Annotated in this window: 14 protein-coding genes and 1 tRNA gene; 8 read left to right on the top strand and 7 right to left on the bottom strand. The window is 48.4% G+C overall.

Annotated elements, in window-relative coordinates; translation table 11 throughout:
- Window positions 1-37 precede the first annotated feature (37 nt).
- The 7 genes from ispE (at window position 38) to pth (ending at window position 7,985) form a co-directional block, all read left to right on the top strand.
- Window positions 38-922 carry a 4-(cytidine 5'-diphospho)-2-C-methyl-D-erythritol kinase gene (ispE, locus tag KBW69_RS02610; protein ID WP_257279809.1) on the top strand — a complete coding sequence of 295 codons (885 nt, stop codon included), beginning with the start codon at window positions 38-40 and terminating at the stop codon, window positions 920-922.
- Window positions 923-962: 40 nt separating this feature from the next.
- Window positions 963-1,037, top strand: a tRNA-Gln gene (locus KBW69_RS02605).
- A gap of 222 nt (window positions 1,038-1,259) precedes the next feature.
- Window positions 1,260-2,201, top strand: a complete 942-nt coding sequence (locus KBW69_RS02600) for a ribose-phosphate pyrophosphokinase (RefSeq protein ID WP_257279808.1) — start codon at window positions 1,260-1,262, stop codon at window positions 2,199-2,201.
- Between the two features lie 693 nt (window positions 2,202-2,894).
- Entirely contained in the window at window positions 2,895-3,314 is a 420-nt protein-coding gene (locus tag KBW69_RS02595; protein WP_257279807.1) for a nucleotidyltransferase substrate binding protein, read from the top strand.
- A complete protein-coding gene (locus KBW69_RS02590) occupies window positions 3,307-6,591 on the top strand; it encodes an HsdR family type I site-specific deoxyribonuclease (RefSeq protein ID WP_257279806.1) in 3,285 nt (1,094 codons plus the stop codon). The genes KBW69_RS02595 and KBW69_RS02590 overlap by 8 nt, the downstream gene beginning before the upstream one ends.
- Window positions 6,592-6,702: 111 nt before the next feature.
- Window positions 6,703-7,335: a 50S ribosomal protein L25/general stress protein Ctc gene (locus KBW69_RS02585; RefSeq protein WP_257255437.1), complete on the top strand. Its 633-nt coding sequence runs from the start codon at window positions 6,703-6,705 to the stop codon at window positions 7,333-7,335.
- Between the two features lie 56 nt (window positions 7,336-7,391).
- Entirely contained in the window at window positions 7,392-7,985 is a 594-nt protein-coding gene (gene pth / locus KBW69_RS02580) for an aminoacyl-tRNA hydrolase (RefSeq protein ID WP_257279805.1), read from the top strand.
- Window positions 7,986-7,987: 2 nt separating this feature from the next.
- Here pth and KBW69_RS02575 read toward each other — a convergent pair whose 3' ends face one another.
- The 7 genes from KBW69_RS02575 to KBW69_RS02545 all read right to left on the bottom strand — a co-directional run bounded on the left by KBW69_RS02575 (window position 7,988) and on the right by KBW69_RS02545 (window position 13,815).
- Window positions 7,988-8,992, bottom strand: coding sequence for a D-alanine--D-alanine ligase (locus tag KBW69_RS02575; protein ID WP_257279804.1), 1,005 nt, complete (start codon window positions 8,990-8,992; stop codon window positions 7,988-7,990).
- Between the two features lie 83 nt (window positions 8,993-9,075).
- Window positions 9,076-9,789, bottom strand: a complete 714-nt coding sequence (locus KBW69_RS02570) for a glycosyltransferase (RefSeq protein ID WP_257279803.1) — start codon at window positions 9,787-9,789, stop codon at window positions 9,076-9,078.
- A 2-nt stretch (window positions 9,790-9,791) separates the two neighbouring features.
- Window positions 9,792-10,652 (bottom strand): MTAP family purine nucleoside phosphorylase, encoded by an 861-nt coding sequence (locus KBW69_RS02565; protein WP_257255497.1) that lies wholly within the window; start codon window positions 10,650-10,652, stop codon window positions 9,792-9,794.
- Window positions 10,653-10,677: 25 nt separating this feature from the next.
- Window positions 10,678-11,118, bottom strand: coding sequence for an arsenate reductase ArsC (locus tag KBW69_RS02560; protein ID WP_257279802.1), 441 nt, complete (start codon window positions 11,116-11,118; stop codon window positions 10,678-10,680).
- A 24-nt stretch (window positions 11,119-11,142) separates the two neighbouring features.
- Entirely contained in the window at window positions 11,143-12,072 is a 930-nt protein-coding gene (locus KBW69_RS02555; RefSeq protein ID WP_257255499.1) for a radical SAM protein, read from the bottom strand.
- On the bottom strand, window positions 12,063-13,115 hold the full coding sequence (locus KBW69_RS02550; RefSeq protein ID WP_257255500.1) for a methyltransferase domain-containing protein: 1,053 nt from the start codon (window positions 13,113-13,115) through the stop codon (window positions 12,063-12,065). Before KBW69_RS02550 ends, KBW69_RS02555 begins: the two co-directional genes overlap by 10 nt.
- Window positions 13,108-13,815 (bottom strand): DUF2064 domain-containing protein, encoded by a 708-nt coding sequence (locus KBW69_RS02545; protein ID WP_257279801.1) that lies wholly within the window; start codon window positions 13,813-13,815, stop codon window positions 13,108-13,110. The genes KBW69_RS02550 and KBW69_RS02545 overlap by 8 nt, the downstream gene beginning before the upstream one ends.
- A gap of 288 nt (window positions 13,816-14,103) precedes the next feature.
- Between KBW69_RS02545 and ychF the strand changes: the two genes are divergently transcribed.
- Window positions 14,104-15,195, top strand: a complete 1,092-nt coding sequence (gene ychF, locus KBW69_RS02540; protein ID WP_257255502.1) for a redox-regulated ATPase YchF — start codon at window positions 14,104-14,106, stop codon at window positions 15,193-15,195.
- The last annotated feature ends 188 nt before the right edge of the window (window positions 15,196-15,383 follow it).

Genomic DNA, 15,383 nt, shown 5'->3' with positions numbered 1-15,383 from the left:
TAATTATTCATGACTGCAATTTCAGGATGGTTCGTTGATGTCGTCTTCAACTCTGGTTCTGCCTGCTCCGGCCAAGCTAAACCTTTTCTTGCATATAGTCGGACGTCGGGAAGACGGTTATCATCAGCTCCAGACCATTTTCCAGTTTCTGGATTTTGCTGATGAACTGACCTTTGAGCATCATGACAGTTTATTACTAAGTTGTGACGTTCCAGAGCTGGTCAGTGATGACAATCTTATTCTCAGGGCTGCCCGTCTTTTACAAGACCTCACTGGTTGTGAAAAGGGCGCCAGGATCAGGCTCGTTAAACGTTTACCCATGGGGGGTGGAGTGGGTGGAGGAAGTTCCGATGCAGCCACAGCACTTCATGGCCTGAATATTTTGTGGGAGTTGGGTCTGGATGAAGATACGCTGGCAGAGCTGGGGCTGAAGTTGGGGGCCGATGTGCCGGTTTTTGTCAGGGGGCACGCTGCTTTTGCCGAGGGAGTTGGCGAGGAGTTAACGCCTGTCAGGCCTGAGGAGAACTGGTATCTGGTTCTCAAGCCTGACTGTCACGTCAACACAACCGAAATGTTCCGTCATCAGGAATTGACAAGAGATACTCGTCCCATTAAAGTTTGCGCCGCATTAAACGGGCTGCATGGAAATGAGTTGACCAATGACTTTCAGCCATTGGTTCGAAGGCTGTATCCGGAAGTTGATAAATGTTTAATGCTGTTGGATAATTCCGGAAATTCGAGTGTGGGGCAGGCCATGATGAGTGGTTCGGGTGCCTGTGTGTTTATGCCGTTTGCCAGTCGTGAAGAGGCGGAAACGACTCTGGCAGGAATCGACTCTGACGTCGAAGGTTTTGTTGTCAGTGGTGTCAATATATCTCCGCTTCACAACTCGATCAGTCAACTTCGATCATGTGTGAATTAAACTTCATTATCCCGCTGAAAGTGACTGTAAATTATGTTACTGGGGTGTCGCCAAGCGGTAAGGCAGCAGGTTTTGATCCTGCCATGCGGGGGTTCGAATCCCTCCACCCCAGCCACCATTCCGAATCCTATCCTAAAGATAGCTCTCTCCGCTGTTTTATGAGACGTAACGCTCAGGACAAAACATTCTCCTTCAAAGTGTTCGAAGGTGATGCTTCCAATCCGGGGAGCACAAATCAGAATGATGTGACGCTCATTGCCGTCGGCAGTCAGCGTTCTGCTCGTTTGGCGCAGAGCTACATCCACCCACGACTACGACCAGAGCAAGGTATTTATCCGTGTCCAAAATGATGGTGTTTGCCGGCAACTCAAATCCGGAGCTGGTGCACAAGGTTGTCAATCACCTGCATATCCCCCTGGGCAAGGCCTATGTTGGCCGTTTCAGTGACGGCGAAATTGCAGTGGAAATTCAGGAAAACGTTCGTGGTCGTGATGTTTTTATCATCCAGTCCACCTGTGCACCTACCAATGATAACCTGATGGAGCTGCTGGTCATGGCAGATGCTATGCGCCGTTCCTCTGCGGTTCGTATCACAGCGGTACTGCCTTACTTTGGTTATGCTCGTCAGGATCGTCGTCCGCGCTCTTCTCGTGTACCTATCAGTGCCAAAGTCGTAGCAGATATGATTGCCAGTGTGGGGGTGGATCGTGTTCTGACCGTAGATCTGCACGCAGATCAGATTCAGGGTTTCTTCGACATTCCCGTGGATAACGTCTACGGTTCCCCAATCCTGCTGGATGACATGGAACGCCAGGGTTATGAGAACCTGATGGTGGTTTCGCCCGATCACGGTGGTGTGGTTCGTGCCCGTGCTGTGGCCAAACGACTGAATACCGATCTGGCTATCATTGACAAGCGTCGCCCTGAAGCCAATAAATCTGAAGTGATGAACATCATCGGTGATGTTAACGGCCGTACCTGTGTGCTGGTCGATGATATGGTCGACACTGCCGGAACGCTCTGCGCTGCTGCTTCTGCGTTGAAGTCCAAAGGCGCAACCAAGGTGATTGCCTACTGTACGCACCCTGTTCTGTCTGGTCGTGCTCTGGAAAATGTGGCTAACTCCGAGCTGGATGAACTGGTGGTGACTAATACTATTCCTCTGAGCCCGGCTGCTCAGGCTTTGGGTCGAATCCGTCAGTTGGATATGTCCCCTCTGCTGGCTGAGTCTGTTCGCAGAATCAGTAATGCTGAATCCATCAGTGCTATGTTCCAGTAATATCAAGTGCTTACAACAATATCGGCGGCTTTTTAGGTATTCTTATAAAGCCGCCTTTTTTTGTCTTTTTGGGGGATGATCGGCGAAATATTACAAAACACTTGCTTAACTCCCCCTTCTGTCGTTCGTCAAGTACTATCAATTTTTACAGGAGTTTTCAGTTAAACTTTCCTGGCTGAGAGTGACTTGGATGGTGACATAAATATTATTAGGTTTCAGGTTGATGGGGTCTTCCTTGCTTATTATTTAAGTAGTTATAAGAAACGAAAAATTGCAAAGCTTGCTCAAGGTAATGCTGTCGTACATCTCTATGCATCTCACTTGAAGAGTCTAGCAGCCTGTCGGACTTAAGCGTCCGTAGCGAGGATTGCAAGAAATTGAGGATAAAAATTTCTACTTCTGAGGAGAATAGCGAGCTATTTGACGAAGAAGCAGGAATTTTTAGACCAATTTATTGCAACCGCAGTAGGACAGCCTTAAGTCCGACAGGCTGCTAGGGATTCAGCTTCCCCATCGAGATGAACAGGATAAAATAGCCAGCTGTCTGATGTCTATCGACCAAAAAATCGACGCCGTAGCCCGGCAAATAAAAACCATGGAAACCTTTAAAAAAGGCCTGTTGCAAAAAATGTTTGTCTAGAATGAGGTGTTTGTATAACAGCCTTCTACCTGAAAAAGCCATGAGGACACCCGATGAGTGAAGATATTCGGTGGATTCAACGCTTCGACAATTTTCAGCGTTCTACCAAGCAGATGGAAAACATTTTTGAGATTATGGATCGGAGGCCGCTCTCAGAGTTGGAGCGGCAGGGATTGATAAAGGCGTTTGAGTATAACTATGAACTGGCCTGGAATGTCGTCAAGGACTTTTATGAGTACCAGGGAGTTGCAGGTATTATGGGCAGTCGGGATGCGTTTCGTCAGGCGTTCAAGAGAGGACTTGTCAGTGATGGCAAGGTGTGGATGGATATGGTCGAAGATCGGATTAAAACCGTTAACACCTACCACGAAGAGGTGGCTGAAGAGGTTTTGCGGCATATCATTGATCATTACTTTTCAGCCTTGGTGGGATTGAGAAATACATTACTGGAGTGGTTAAAGAATCATGAATAAGGAGTTCGGGCTCCCTTGCGAAGACGTGTTACGTATTCGCAAGGCTCTGTTTCAGTTTCCTTTAGTGAATAAAGCTACTCTCTACGGTTCCAGGGTCAGGGGTAATTATCGTCCTGGTTCCGATATTGACCTGACCCTGGATATCAGTCCTGAGTGGACTACATCGGAAAAGAGTTATGAAGCTTACAAACTGCTGCTGGATGTGAGCGGAGTGCTTGATGACCTGAACCTGCCCTGGCTATTCGACATTTCTTTTCACCATCAAATTGACAATCCCAACTTGCTCGACCACATTCAACGGGTCGGCGTGGAATTCTACACCCCTGCAGCTTTTGCTGCCCAGCAGGAAAATGCCGAAAAGAAAAAACAATACTCTCAAGCGGCGACCCAGAGCGAGGCGCAATTGGAAGAAAACCTGATCAAGCGCCTGACCGGTCTCGGTTATGACCGGGTCGCCATCACCAGCATTGATGAATTAAAAGCCAATCTCAAGACTCAGTTAGAGAAACACAATAAGGTTGAATTGACTGAGGGCGAATTCAGGAAGGTGGTGAACCATCTCGACCAGGGCAGCGTCTTTGAGCGTGCCAAAACCCTGCGGGATAAAATGCAACTGACCCGTGACGATGGCTCTTCGCTTTATCTGGAGTTTCTGAATACCGAGCATTGGTGCCAGAATGAGTATCAAGTCACTCACCAGGTCACGGTTGAGGGTACTTATAAAAACCGTTACGACGTCACCCTGCTGATTAACGGCCTGCCTCTGGTGCAAATCGAGCTGAAACGCCGTGGCATGGAACTGAAGGAAGCGTTTAACCAGATTAACCGTTATCAGCGCCACTCCTTCTGGGCAGAAAGTGGTTTGTTCCAGTATGTGCAGTTGTTTGTGATTTCCAATGGTGTCAACACCAAGTACTATGCAAACAATCGAAAACAATCTTTCAAGCAAACCTTCTTCTGGACGGATAAAGACAACAACAAGACGACTGATCTGGAACTTTTTGCAGATGAGTTTCTGGAGAAGTGTCATCTTTCCAAGATGATCAGCCAATATATTGTGCTCCATGAGTCCGACAAGATTCTGATGGTTCTGCGCCCCTATCAGTACTATGCGGTGGAGGCCATTGTTGACCGTGTGGAGAACACGCGCAAGTTCGGTTATATCTGGCATACCACTGGCTCTGGCAAAACCCTGACCAGCTTTAAAGCTGCTCAAATTCTTACGGCTCTGCCGAAGGTGGATAAAGTGGTTTTTGTGGTCGACAGGGCCGATCTGGACTATCAAACCACTCGTGAGTTTAATCATTTCAGCAAAGGCAGCGTCGATGGCACTGTCAATACTCGTTCGCTGGTTCGACAAATAGCGGGTGATAACGGACTGATTGTTACTACCCTGCAAAAGCTCAATACCGCTATCAAAAAAACAAAGCATCAAGCGGCTATGGAGGCTTTACGGGACAAACGCATCGTCTTTATTTTTGACGAGTGCCATCGTTCTCAGTTTGGTGATACCCACAAAAATATTGTGAACTTTTTCACCGGGGCACAAATGTTCGGCTTCACGGGTACTCCGATATTCAAAGAAAACGCTACTATCAACGAACACGGCAAGCGCACCACAGACGACCTGTTTGAAAAAGCACTGCATAAGTACGTGATTACTAACGCTATCGCTGACGATAACGTCCTTAAGTTTTCCATTGAGTATTGGGGTCAGTTTGTTCAGAAGAGTGATAGCGGCACTGGTGAATGTTTTGATGAGAAAGTCACCGGCATCAATACCAAAGAGGTATTTGATGATCCTGTCAGGATAGAAAAGAATGTCGATTGGATTGTTGAGAACCATCATCGTAAAACCCACAACAAGTCGTTCTCAGCCATGTTGTGTGTCAGCAGCGTTGATGCCCTGATAGCCTACTACGAGACGTTCAGACGCAAGCGTGAAGCTGGGATGCATGATTTACGGGTTGTGACTATTTTCACCTATGGCACCAATGAGGATGATGCCGACGCTAATGGGCTGATTGGAGATCCTGACTTCGAAGCTTTTGATAACAAGAACAGGCAAGGCGGTGAAAACAAACACAGCCGGGAAAAGCTGGAAGCGTTTATTGCTGATTACAACGCACTCTACAAAACCAGTCACAGCGCAAGGGATAGCAGTGCTTTTTACGCTTACTACAAAGACATCGCCAAGCGCATGAAGGAACGGGACAGGGAAACTTTTCAGGACAAGGATCGTGCCGATATTCTGTTGGTGGTGAATATGTTCCTGACCGGGTTTGACGCCAAAAAGCTCAACACCCTGTATGTCGATAAAAATCTTAAATATCATGGTTTGTTGCAGGCTTATTCCCGAACTAACCGAACGCTGAGCGAGCTGAAGTCCCAAGGCAATATTGTTTGTTTCCGCCCTTTGAAAAAGAATACCGATGATGCCATCCAGCTTTTCTCCAATACCGATGCAGACGGCACCATTTTTGTAGAGCCTTACGATCGGTATACAGAGTTATTCAATCAGGGCGTTCTGGAACTCATGGTGATTGCTCCGACACCTCAGGATGTGGATGCCCTCATCAGCGAAGATGACCAGCTGAAATTTGTCAGGGCTTTCCGTAAGCTCATCCGTATGCTTAATGTGCTTAAGTCTTTTACAGAGTTCAATTTTGTGGATCTCGATTTAGACGAGCAAACCTTTGAGGACTACAAGAGTAAATATCTGGATATTTATGACCGTACTCGTTCTGACAGGGAAGCAGGGGTCTCGATTATTGATGAAGTCGATTTCGAACTGGAGCTGATTCAACGGGACGAAATCAATGTTACCTACATCCTCAGGCTCCTGGCTGATCTGCAAGGATCAAAAGACGCTTCATCTAAAGAGTTTGAGCAAAAGAAAAAAGGCATCATCGATTTAATGAATAATGAAGTTCAGCTTCGCAGCAAGCGGGAGCTGATTGAGAAGTTCATCAATTACTGTATGCCAGACCTCACAGCTGAAGACGAGATAGAGGAAGTCTTTGACCGATTCTGGAGTGAGGAGCGTAAACAGGCTGTTAAGGGCTTGTGCTCTGCGGAAAACCTGAATCAACACGCCCTTTACCAGATGATGGATGATTATCAGTTCACTGGCAAAGAGCCACTGCGGGAAAGGGTTTTTTCTGCCCTGTCCGTCAAGCCGAAGTTGCTTGAACGAAAAGCTATTTTTGAGCGTATAGTCGGTCGATTTAAAGAAATTATCCGCATTTTTGATGAAGACATTGGTGACTTGCCGTAAAACCCAAGCTTTTGTTTTGCAATTTATTGGATTGCCGGTATGATATGGCGCCTTTATTAAAGCCTTGGTATCTGGTCGCAAGATGCTGAGGTATTCCTTTGGAGAAAGAAAATGTCTGAAGCTATCGCTCTGAGCGCTGTTGTACGCAAGGACGTAGGGAAAGGTGCGAGCCGCCGCCTGCGTCGTGCAGAACGGGTACCTGCCGTTATTTATGGTGGCGAGCAGGAACCCGCGCAAATTACTCTGGAAGCCCGTGCTATCCGTAAGGCACTGGAATCCGAATCTTTCTACTCCCAGATTGTTACCCTGGACGTAGAAGGTGCTTCCCAGCAGGTTATCCTGAAGGACCTGCAGCGTCATCCGGCAAAAGACTTTGCTATGCACCTGGATTTCCTGCGTGTTGACGCTGCTCACGCGGTAACCACTCACATCCCGCTGCACTTCCTGAACGAAGACAGCTGTGTAGGTGTGAAAGCCGGTGGCGCTATCACTCACGCTCGTGTTGAAGTAGAAGTTAAATGTCTGCCTGCTGACCTGCCTGAATTCATCGAAGTTGATATGGCGGATGTTGAGTTGGGTGGTCACATCCACCTGACTGACCTGACCATGCCTGCAGGTGTTGAGCTGGTTGCTCTGCAGCAGGGTGAAGGCCACGATCTGGACGTTGCTTCTGTTCAGTCTACCCGTGGCGGTAAAGAAGAAGCTGAAGAAGCAGCTTCTGAAGAAGAAGGCGGCGAAGAGTAATCAGCTTTTTTTATGGTTCGGGGCTGTATATGCAGCTCAGGGCTATGGAGGATGTTATGGCGAAGGATCACTCGATCAGGCTGGTTGTCGGACTCGGCAACCCTGGTGCTCAATACGATGATACTCGCCATAATGCCGGCTTCTGGTACGTGGAGCAGTTGGCCCGGGCCTACGGTACCAGCTTGCAGCCCGAGAAGAAATTTTTTGGTTTAGCTGCCCGCGTTACCATCGGTGGACAGGATGTCCGTCTGCTAAACCCGACCACATTCATGAATCGCAGTGGTCAGGCGGTGGGTGCGATCAGCACCTTTTTCAAGATTCCTCCCCAATCTATTCTTGTTGTTCACGATGAGCTGGATCTGCCTGCTGGTATCGGTCGTCTGAAGCAGGGCGGTGGGCACGGTGGACATAACGGTCTTCGGGACATTATTTCAGCATTGGGAAATAATAAAGACTTTCTGCGTTTGCGTCTGGGTATTGGTCATCCGGGCGAGAGTAAGGAGGTGGTTAATTATGTGCTGAACAAGCCTTCCGTGGCGGATCGTCAAAAGATCGACTCGGTGATCGACGAAGCCATCCGCATCTCTCCAGAAGCCTTCAATGGTGCTCGTGCCAAGGCCGTTCAAGAGTTACATACCTTTAAAGCCTGATTTTACGATGGCTTGATATCCAGTTTGGGGATTGGCCAGTACTCTCTGTCATTGCGCATGTTTTCTCCCCGTTTCAAAGCCTGATCCACCAGTTTACAGATCAGGATGTCAAAGGGTATTCCTGCGTGTCTGGCACCGTCTGGAAACAGGCTGGTGGGTGTCATTCCCGGCAGGTTGTTCAGTTCTGCAAATACCGGCTCTCCTGATTCCGGAACGATAAAGTCAGAACGACTCAAGTCCTGACAGCCTAAAATCTGGTGTGCCTTGAGTGCAATCTGTTGAACTTTCCGACACTGATCCTCCGAAATTCTGGCGGGGATCACATGATCACTGAGGCCCGGTGTATAGCGGTGAACATAGTCATACCAGGCACCATCTGGTGTGGTAATTTCGGTAACGGGCAAAACCTGGTAGTCGTCATCCAGATGGAGAACGCCGGCAGTGATTTCCCGACCGGTGACAAACTCTTCGACCAAGAGTTTTTCATCCATTTGCAGGCCGGTTTTCAGTTTACTCATCAGGTCTTCATAGCCCACGGCAAACTGGATACCAATACCGGAACCCTGACCTGATGGTTTGATGATGACCTTATGTCCAAGGGATTCGATACAGTCGAGGGTGGCGTCTTCACAGTTCTCATTACGATAGACGACTCTGTCCTTAGCCATAGGGATGCCGACAGATTGCAGCAGGCGTTTGGTAACCACCTTATCCAGAGAGCAGGCGCTTGCCAGGGCTCCGGAACCCACGTAAGGAATGCCCATAATATCCAGCAGCCCTTGCAGGCGGCCATCTTCGCCGTAGGGGCCATGGGCGACAGGAAAGGCAACGTCAACCTGTTGGGCTACGAGTTGTTCCGGAAGTGTTTCGTCGAGTTCCAAATGGACAGCTCTCCCATAATGTTCTTCCAGGCAGGGGGTGATACGGTTTGCCGAGAGCCTGGAAACATCTGCTTCCGGAGACAGACCTCCACAGATGATGGCAATCGTTTTACTTTTGTCGGGCATTCGTCTAATGGCTTCAGTTTGGGCTGTGATCAGTCAAGCCTAGTACATAAGCCAAATCTGACCAGTCTGGTTTATGAGTCCATTTAGAGTCTGTTTCTGTCTGGTTTTATCCTGAGCCATTTAAAAAATTCCGGTGTCGCCTGCTTGAGCCAGAGACGCTGGTATTTCAGGGTTAGATTTAGCCAGCCTCTTTCATGATACTTTCTTGCGCTGGTGCCCAGTCTGGTCCGACAGGGGTGGAGGTGGATCTTGTTTTGCCGGGCTTTCCAGACAAATACATGATCTTCGCCGTAACCAGTGTTGGTAGGATAGCCCTTCAGGTTTAGAAACTGTGTCCTGCTAATGCAAAACCCTTGATCTCCATAAGGACACCCCAGAACATTGGAGCGGAATCTGGCTCCCCATTCGTTGATGGATAACCGGAGGGTATGCTTGTCGTAAAACCAGAGATCAAAATAAAACAATCGTTCTGGATGCTGATTAATGGCATTCAATAAACTCTGAACGTTCCCTTTGTTCAGTATTGTGTCTGCATGCAAAAACCAGAGGTAGTCACCTGTGGCTTCTCGAGCTCCTGCGTTGAGCTGGCAGGCACGTCCTTGTTCTGCAGTGCACCAAAACCATTTGAGATGAAGCAAAGGGGGCGGAAGTTGATCCAGTTTGGCAGGGCGCTGCTGGTCCTTATAGCCAACGAGGATAATCTCGCTGCCAGCTGGAAGCAGGCTAAATTGTTCAAGAAGAACCGGCCATTCTGGCTCACCGGGACCCAGAGGCACGATTGCTGTTATGCTGGACATGATTATTTTTGCAATACTTCGAGCAATGCTTTTTGTTCCTGACCCAAGTTGTTCTCAGGGGAGAGTAGTGCTGATTTCAGTGCGCTCCTGCAGTTGCATTGGGTGTTGTCGTGGGGCGTTTCTTGTTGTTGTTTCAGATACTGTCTTAACAACTCTCTGGCCAGTGCCAGGCTTCTGTCGTATCTGGCAACGATCTGCTCAACACTGGCGTGGGCTGAAGGATCGTCCTTCCAGCAGTCATAATCGGTGGCAATGGCGATGGTTGTATAACAGAGTTGAGCTTCTCTCGCCAGAAACGCTTCAGGCACATTGGTCATGCCCACAACGTCGCACTGAGCGGCATTTTTCAGGAACAGGCTTTCTGCACGACTACCCAGCCTGGGACCGTCAACGCAGGCATAGGTTTTCTCTTTGTGCAGTCCTATCTCTGCTGAGTTAGCAGCGCTGAGCAGCTGTTCTGATTGATGATGACAACTCGGTAGTGCGGTGGAGACGTGAGCGACAAGACCGTTACCGAAAAAGCTTTTTTCCCGCTGTCCTTTTACAAAGTCGAAGTACTGACTGACCAGAGATAATTCACCAGGCGCAATTTCCTCCTGCAGGCTGCCCACCGCAGAAAGGCCTATTACCCGAGTCGCCCCCAGACTTTTTAATGCCCAGATATTGGCTCGATAATTGACTTCATGGGGCAAGAGTTCGTGGCCACTTCCATGTCTGGGCAAGAACAACAGCTTTTGTTGATTAAAAAGACCTGTCGTTATTGTACCTGAATGAGAGCCGTAAGGTGTTTCAATCTTCTGCTCATTCAATACCTCAAGTCCATCGAGTTTATAGATGCCTGTTCCGCCAATCACTGCCAGCATAATGTTTCCTTTTCATTGTGGTGAATTAATCAGACAACTGTTGGATCTGGTCGGGAAGCTGATTTACCCACACTCTGATCTCGTCTCTTACACGACGGTAAATTGCCAACGATTCTTCTTCTGTTTTCACCGATTTAGCCAGTCGGGGAGGGTCATCGAAACGTTTGAGTATGATCTGCCCCTCTTTGGGCGTTGGGCAGGTTTTATGGGCGTGATCACAAACGGTGATAATAAAGTCGAAATGTTTCTGATTCAGATCTTCAAGGGTCTGCGACAGCTGTTGGCTGATATCAATGCCCGCTTCCTGCATGACCCTGACTGCGGATGGATTGAGCCCGTGGGCTTCCAGTCCAGCGGAGAAGGTCTCATAGCTTGAAGGGAGCAGGTTTCTGGCCCAGCCTTCCGCCATCTGGCTGCGGCAGGAGTTGCCTGTGCAGAGGAACAGTATTCGGGTTTTATCCATCATAAATTCCTTTTGATGTACTGATGATTAGAGTTCGCTGCAGGAAGAACCGAAAGCAAAACAGCTGTAACAGCGGTGGTGTTTCATACTGATGGTTTGAGTCAGGCTCGTTCGTAAATTTTTCCCCAGGTTGTACTCGCTATCGTCATCCACCAGTGTGCAGGCATAAACCTGCATCTGCCCATTCTGTTTGACCATCATTTTGGAAAACGCGCACATAAATTGACGACGACTCTCTTCTGTCTGGTAGCGGGTCATACAGTCTGTGCTGACGTGGGGGACATCCGGTAAAGAACCGGGTGGCAGGAAATCCGGAAAGGCCACTTGTTTCATATTGACCGGCAAACCGTTCAGTTCAAAAAGATCCCTGAAGGCCTGCTCAACCTCTGCAGTGTTTTCGTCTGCTTCCATATGTCTGGCGACTGATACGTTAAAGCCCTTTTCATGGAGTAATTTCAGTCCTGAAAGAGCGGTGGCAAAACTGTCTTTACCTCGTCCTGCGTCATGCTGTTCAGCGTTTGGATGGTCCAGGCTGACTCTCAGGGAAATGGAGTAAGGGTTATCACTCAAACGGGCCAGTTCATCGAGCCTTTTGATCATGGGTGTTGTGCCGTTGGTCAGAACCAGGCAGGGGCGATGCTGAGAGGCGTAGTCCAGAATCCGGATAATGTCTTTGATGACAAAAGGCTCACCTCCGGTAAGTGAGAACTGTTCAACACCCAGCTCAAGTGCTTCATCAATATATGGTTTTACTTCTTTGAGAGTGGGGGCATCCAGCCTCTTGCTGGCCGGACTTGAACCTTCCAGACAAAAGCTACAGGAAAGATTGCAGCGGGTTCCGGTATGAAACCAAAGCTCTTTCAATTGATGGGGTTTGATATAGCCTCTGGGGCTGCCATCAGGCGTAAAGTGCCAATTCTGGCTTTTAGCGTTTGGAGGTGTATCGGTTAGCAGCATGATCCATTACTTCCTGTGTTCTCATTGGTCGAAGATGAGAAGGGCAATGAAATTCCGCAGTCATCAAAAATGCCATAGTGGGTGCTGAAGTTGCCAATGAATTCAAAGTGTTCACGGAATCTTGTGTCGTGCAACATTCTCCAGGTGTTGCCGCAAACCGGGAAAACCTTGCCTTGGGTAATGGGATGATGTCCATCCAGATAGAAGGTGTCGGGGTGGTGATCAATCGTGCCTTTATAGATCACAGCCTGCCCATAATCCTCACAATGACTTTCCAGTTCTGGTAGTTTGAACAATCGATAAGTCGCAGAGAAAAACCGGATGTTACCTACTCTGGCTTCTATCTCACTATTATTGATGGTGACAGGCTTGTCTTCCACAAGCCTGGGATCCGTGAAACCGGCCTTTTTAGCCAGATTCAAAAAGTCATTCCAATAAAGAGCGCCACTCAGACATTCTCCATAAAGAACCGGATCATTAACCAGTTCAGCGGGAATGCGGCGATCAGAATAGACGTCAGAGAAGTAGAGTTCGCCGCCTGATTTTAGCAGACGCCAGGCTTCCCTGAGTACCGCTTCCTTGTCCGGAGAAAGGTTGATTACGCAGTTTGAAATGATCATGTCGAAGCTGTTTTCTTCAAGGCTCAGTTGATCCAGCTTCTCAATATAGCCTTTAAGGAACTCTGTGTTGGCTTTTGAATAGCCGAATTTTTCCCGGTGGTATTCGACATGTCGGTTGGCTATGGCAAGCTGTTCGTCTGTCATGTCGACACCGACGACATAACCCTGCTCTCCTACCATCTGAGCCAGAGCATAACAGTCACGACCCGATCCGGAGCCAAGATCCAGTATTCTGGCGCCCTGTAGTTGCTCAGGGCAGACCAGTCCGCAGCCGTAATAATGGCTCAGAACCTCGTCATGTATGTTGGCAAGAGCGCTTTTCAGATGGCCTGGCATGGCTGTATCTGTGCAGCAGGCATTGGTCTGGAGGTCGTTGCTGCCCTGAAGGGTCTTGCCATAGTAATTCTGTACTGTTTCATGCATGAGGGGTGTCTCCTTGTTTGAAAACAGTTCTAATGTGTTTTGCCAGTGCCCTTCGGGCAGGTCGGTTGTCACTATTCAGTTCGGGGAAAACTCCGAGCAAATCCTCTGAATGATCAACATCCTGACCAGAAAGAGCATAGCCGACGGATAAGCATGATTGACGACAAAGTTTGGCCAGTGAAGCTTCCAGAGATTCTGTGCTCCAGGGCAGGTTTGAAAGGTCAGGCCAATGAGTTCGGTTTGCCATGATGGTGACACCGCCATCACTGGCCTTGCTGAATACTGTGTCGTATGTCTTGAGTCTTTGTGCTGCGTCCGAGAGGTGCCTGAAGCTGAGTGTCGGAGAGTCACTGCCGATATAGATGAGGCTTTCTTTTCCCTGGCGTCTCAGTTCATTGTCGATGTGATTCAGTCTCGCACCGAGGTTACCTGAGCCTTGGGGTACTATCAGGGCGTGCTCGTCTTCCAGAAGCTGACTGGCCCATTCACAGTCGCTTTCATGAGAGGGGGCAATTACCTTTTGGCCTGGCCACTCTGATAAATCTTCCAGCGCGCAAGCAAGCAGGTGTTGAGCAACAGTCAGAGCCTCTTCAGTCCCTATGTCAGCAGCGAGACGCTGTTTTCCCTGACATAAGGTTGGTTTCTTGCACACAAGTATTAATGTTGTCTTTTGTATCAGATTAAGTTCGTGGCCCATCATTATTCTTTGATTTAGATTTGGCTGATGTGAACGAAAGAGCGAGATTCCCGTCTGCTATTGCATACCTATACTGCAGAAACTGTGATTTGGATTCATGGCTCTGGTTATTTTTTCAAAGCTTTCTGTGAGATTGTCTGCATGCCAGCTGCTGTTATGCTGACGTAGGAATCTCGTTAGTTTGGGTTAGTATAAATCCGGGAGCAACAGTCAGGCATAATACTGGTGTCAATTCAGGTCGGGCTTTATAATCGTTCCCCAAATTTTTTGAATTTCCCCTGGTAACTTTTTATGGGCTTTAAATGTGGCATCGTTGGTCTGCCCAACGTCGGCAAATCAACACTGTTCAATGCTTTGACCAAGGCAGGGATTGATGCAGAAAACTTTCCTTTCTGTACTATTGAACCAAATTCGGGTGTCGTGGCTATGCCCGATCCTCGTCTGAACAGGCTGGCTGAAATTGTTAAGCCTGAGCGTGTGTTGCCCACTACTATGGAATTTGTCGATATTGCTGGCCTGGTAGAAGGTGCCTCCAAGGGTGAAGGTTTGGGCAACAAATTCCTGGCTAATATTCGTGAGACAGATGCTATTGCCCACGTGGTTCGTTGCTTTGAGAATGACAACGTTATCCATGTGGCCAACAAGATCGATCCGGCGGCGGATATTGGCATTATCAATATCGAGCTGGCCATGGCCGACCTGGAAAGTTGTGAAAAGCAGCTGCAGCGTGTAACCCGTGTAGCCAAGAGTGGCGACAAGGATGCAAAAGCCCAGAAAGCCCTGCTGGAAAGAATTGTTCCTCATCTGGAAGAGGGTCGTCCTGTTCGTTCTCTGGATATGACTGACGAAGAGCAAAAGCTGACTAAAACCTTCCATCTTCTTACTACGAAACCCACCATGTACATTGCCAACGTCGATGAAGATGGCTTTGAAGATAATCCTTACCTTGATGTTGTCCGTGACATTGCTCAGAGCGAGGGTTCCGTTGTAGTGACTGTCTGCAACAAGCTGGAAGCTGAGATCGCTGAACTCGAAGACGAAGAGCGGGATGAATTTCTGGCCGATCTGGGTATGGAAGAGCCGGGCCTGGATCGTGTGATTCGTGGTGGTTATGAACTGCTTGGACTGCAGACTTACTTCACTGCGGGAGTTAAAGAGGTTCGCGCCTGGACCGTGAAGATCGGTGCCACGGCACCTCAGGCCGCAGGTGTGATCCACACTGACTTTGAGCGTGGATTTATTCGTGCTGAAGTGACGGCTTATGATGAGTTCGTTCAGTACAACGGTGAGCAGGGTGCCAAGGAAGCCGGTCGTTTGAGAGTTGAAGGCAAGGACTATATCGTTAAAGATGGCGATGTGATGCATTTTCGTTTCAACGTCTGATTCAAGCGGGGCGGCTTGTTCAGTTAGCCCTGTCTTTTATATCGGGTGTTGTCAGCATATAACGTTCTGGAAAGAGCTATTGAATGTTGCTATTGACATTGATCTTATTCAGACTGGTGTGAATGGATGCGCTGACCGTGCGTTTCGAGAAAATGAAAGGATTTTGAATAAGGCAAAATTCAGTGTCT

It is taken from the genome of Endozoicomonas sp. ISHI1 (assembly GCF_024606225.1).
Classification (GTDB): Bacteria; Pseudomonadota; Gammaproteobacteria; order Pseudomonadales; family Endozoicomonadaceae; genus Endozoicomonas_A.
This window is presented reverse-complemented; position numbering and strand designations above follow the sequence as displayed.

Excerpts from the sequence above, each read along its gene's own strand:
- KBW69_RS02585 (WP_257255437.1), top strand. The coding sequence starts at position 6,703 with ATGTCTGAAGCTATCGCTCTGAGCGCTGTTGTACGCAAGGACGTAGGG.
- KBW69_RS02595 (WP_257279807.1), top strand. The coding sequence starts at position 2,895 with ATGAGTGAAGATATTCGGTGGATTCAACGCTTCGACAATTTTCAGCGT.
- KBW69_RS02545 (WP_257279801.1), bottom strand. The coding sequence starts at position 13,815 with ATGATGGGCCACGAACTTAATCTGATACAAAAGACAACATTAATACTT.
- KBW69_RS02560 (WP_257279802.1), bottom strand. The coding sequence starts at position 11,118 with ATGATGGATAAAACCCGAATACTGTTCCTCTGCACAGGCAACTCCTGC.
- KBW69_RS02575 (WP_257279804.1), bottom strand. The coding sequence starts at position 8,992 with ATGCCCGACAAAAGTAAAACGATTGCCATCATCTGTGGAGGTCTGTCT.
- ispE (WP_257279809.1), top strand. The coding sequence starts at position 38 with ATGTCGTCTTCAACTCTGGTTCTGCCTGCTCCGGCCAAGCTAAACCTT.
- ychF (WP_257255502.1), top strand. The coding sequence starts at position 14,104 with ATGGGCTTTAAATGTGGCATCGTTGGTCTGCCCAACGTCGGCAAATCA.
- KBW69_RS02570 (WP_257279803.1), bottom strand. The coding sequence starts at position 9,789 with ATGTCCAGCATAACAGCAATCGTGCCTCTGGGTCCCGGTGAGCCAGAA.
- KBW69_RS02550 (WP_257255500.1), bottom strand. The coding sequence starts at position 13,115 with ATGCATGAAACAGTACAGAATTACTATGGCAAGACCCTTCAGGGCAGC.
- KBW69_RS02565 (WP_257255497.1), bottom strand. The coding sequence starts at position 10,652 with ATGCTGGCAGTGATTGGCGGAACAGGCATCTATAAACTCGATGGACTT.
- KBW69_RS02590 (WP_257279806.1), top strand. The coding sequence starts at position 3,307 with ATGAATAAGGAGTTCGGGCTCCCTTGCGAAGACGTGTTACGTATTCGC.
- KBW69_RS02555 (WP_257255499.1), bottom strand. The coding sequence starts at position 12,072 with ATGCTGCTAACCGATACACCTCCAAACGCTAAAAGCCAGAATTGGCAC.
- pth (WP_257279805.1), top strand. The coding sequence starts at position 7,392 with ATGGCGAAGGATCACTCGATCAGGCTGGTTGTCGGACTCGGCAACCCT.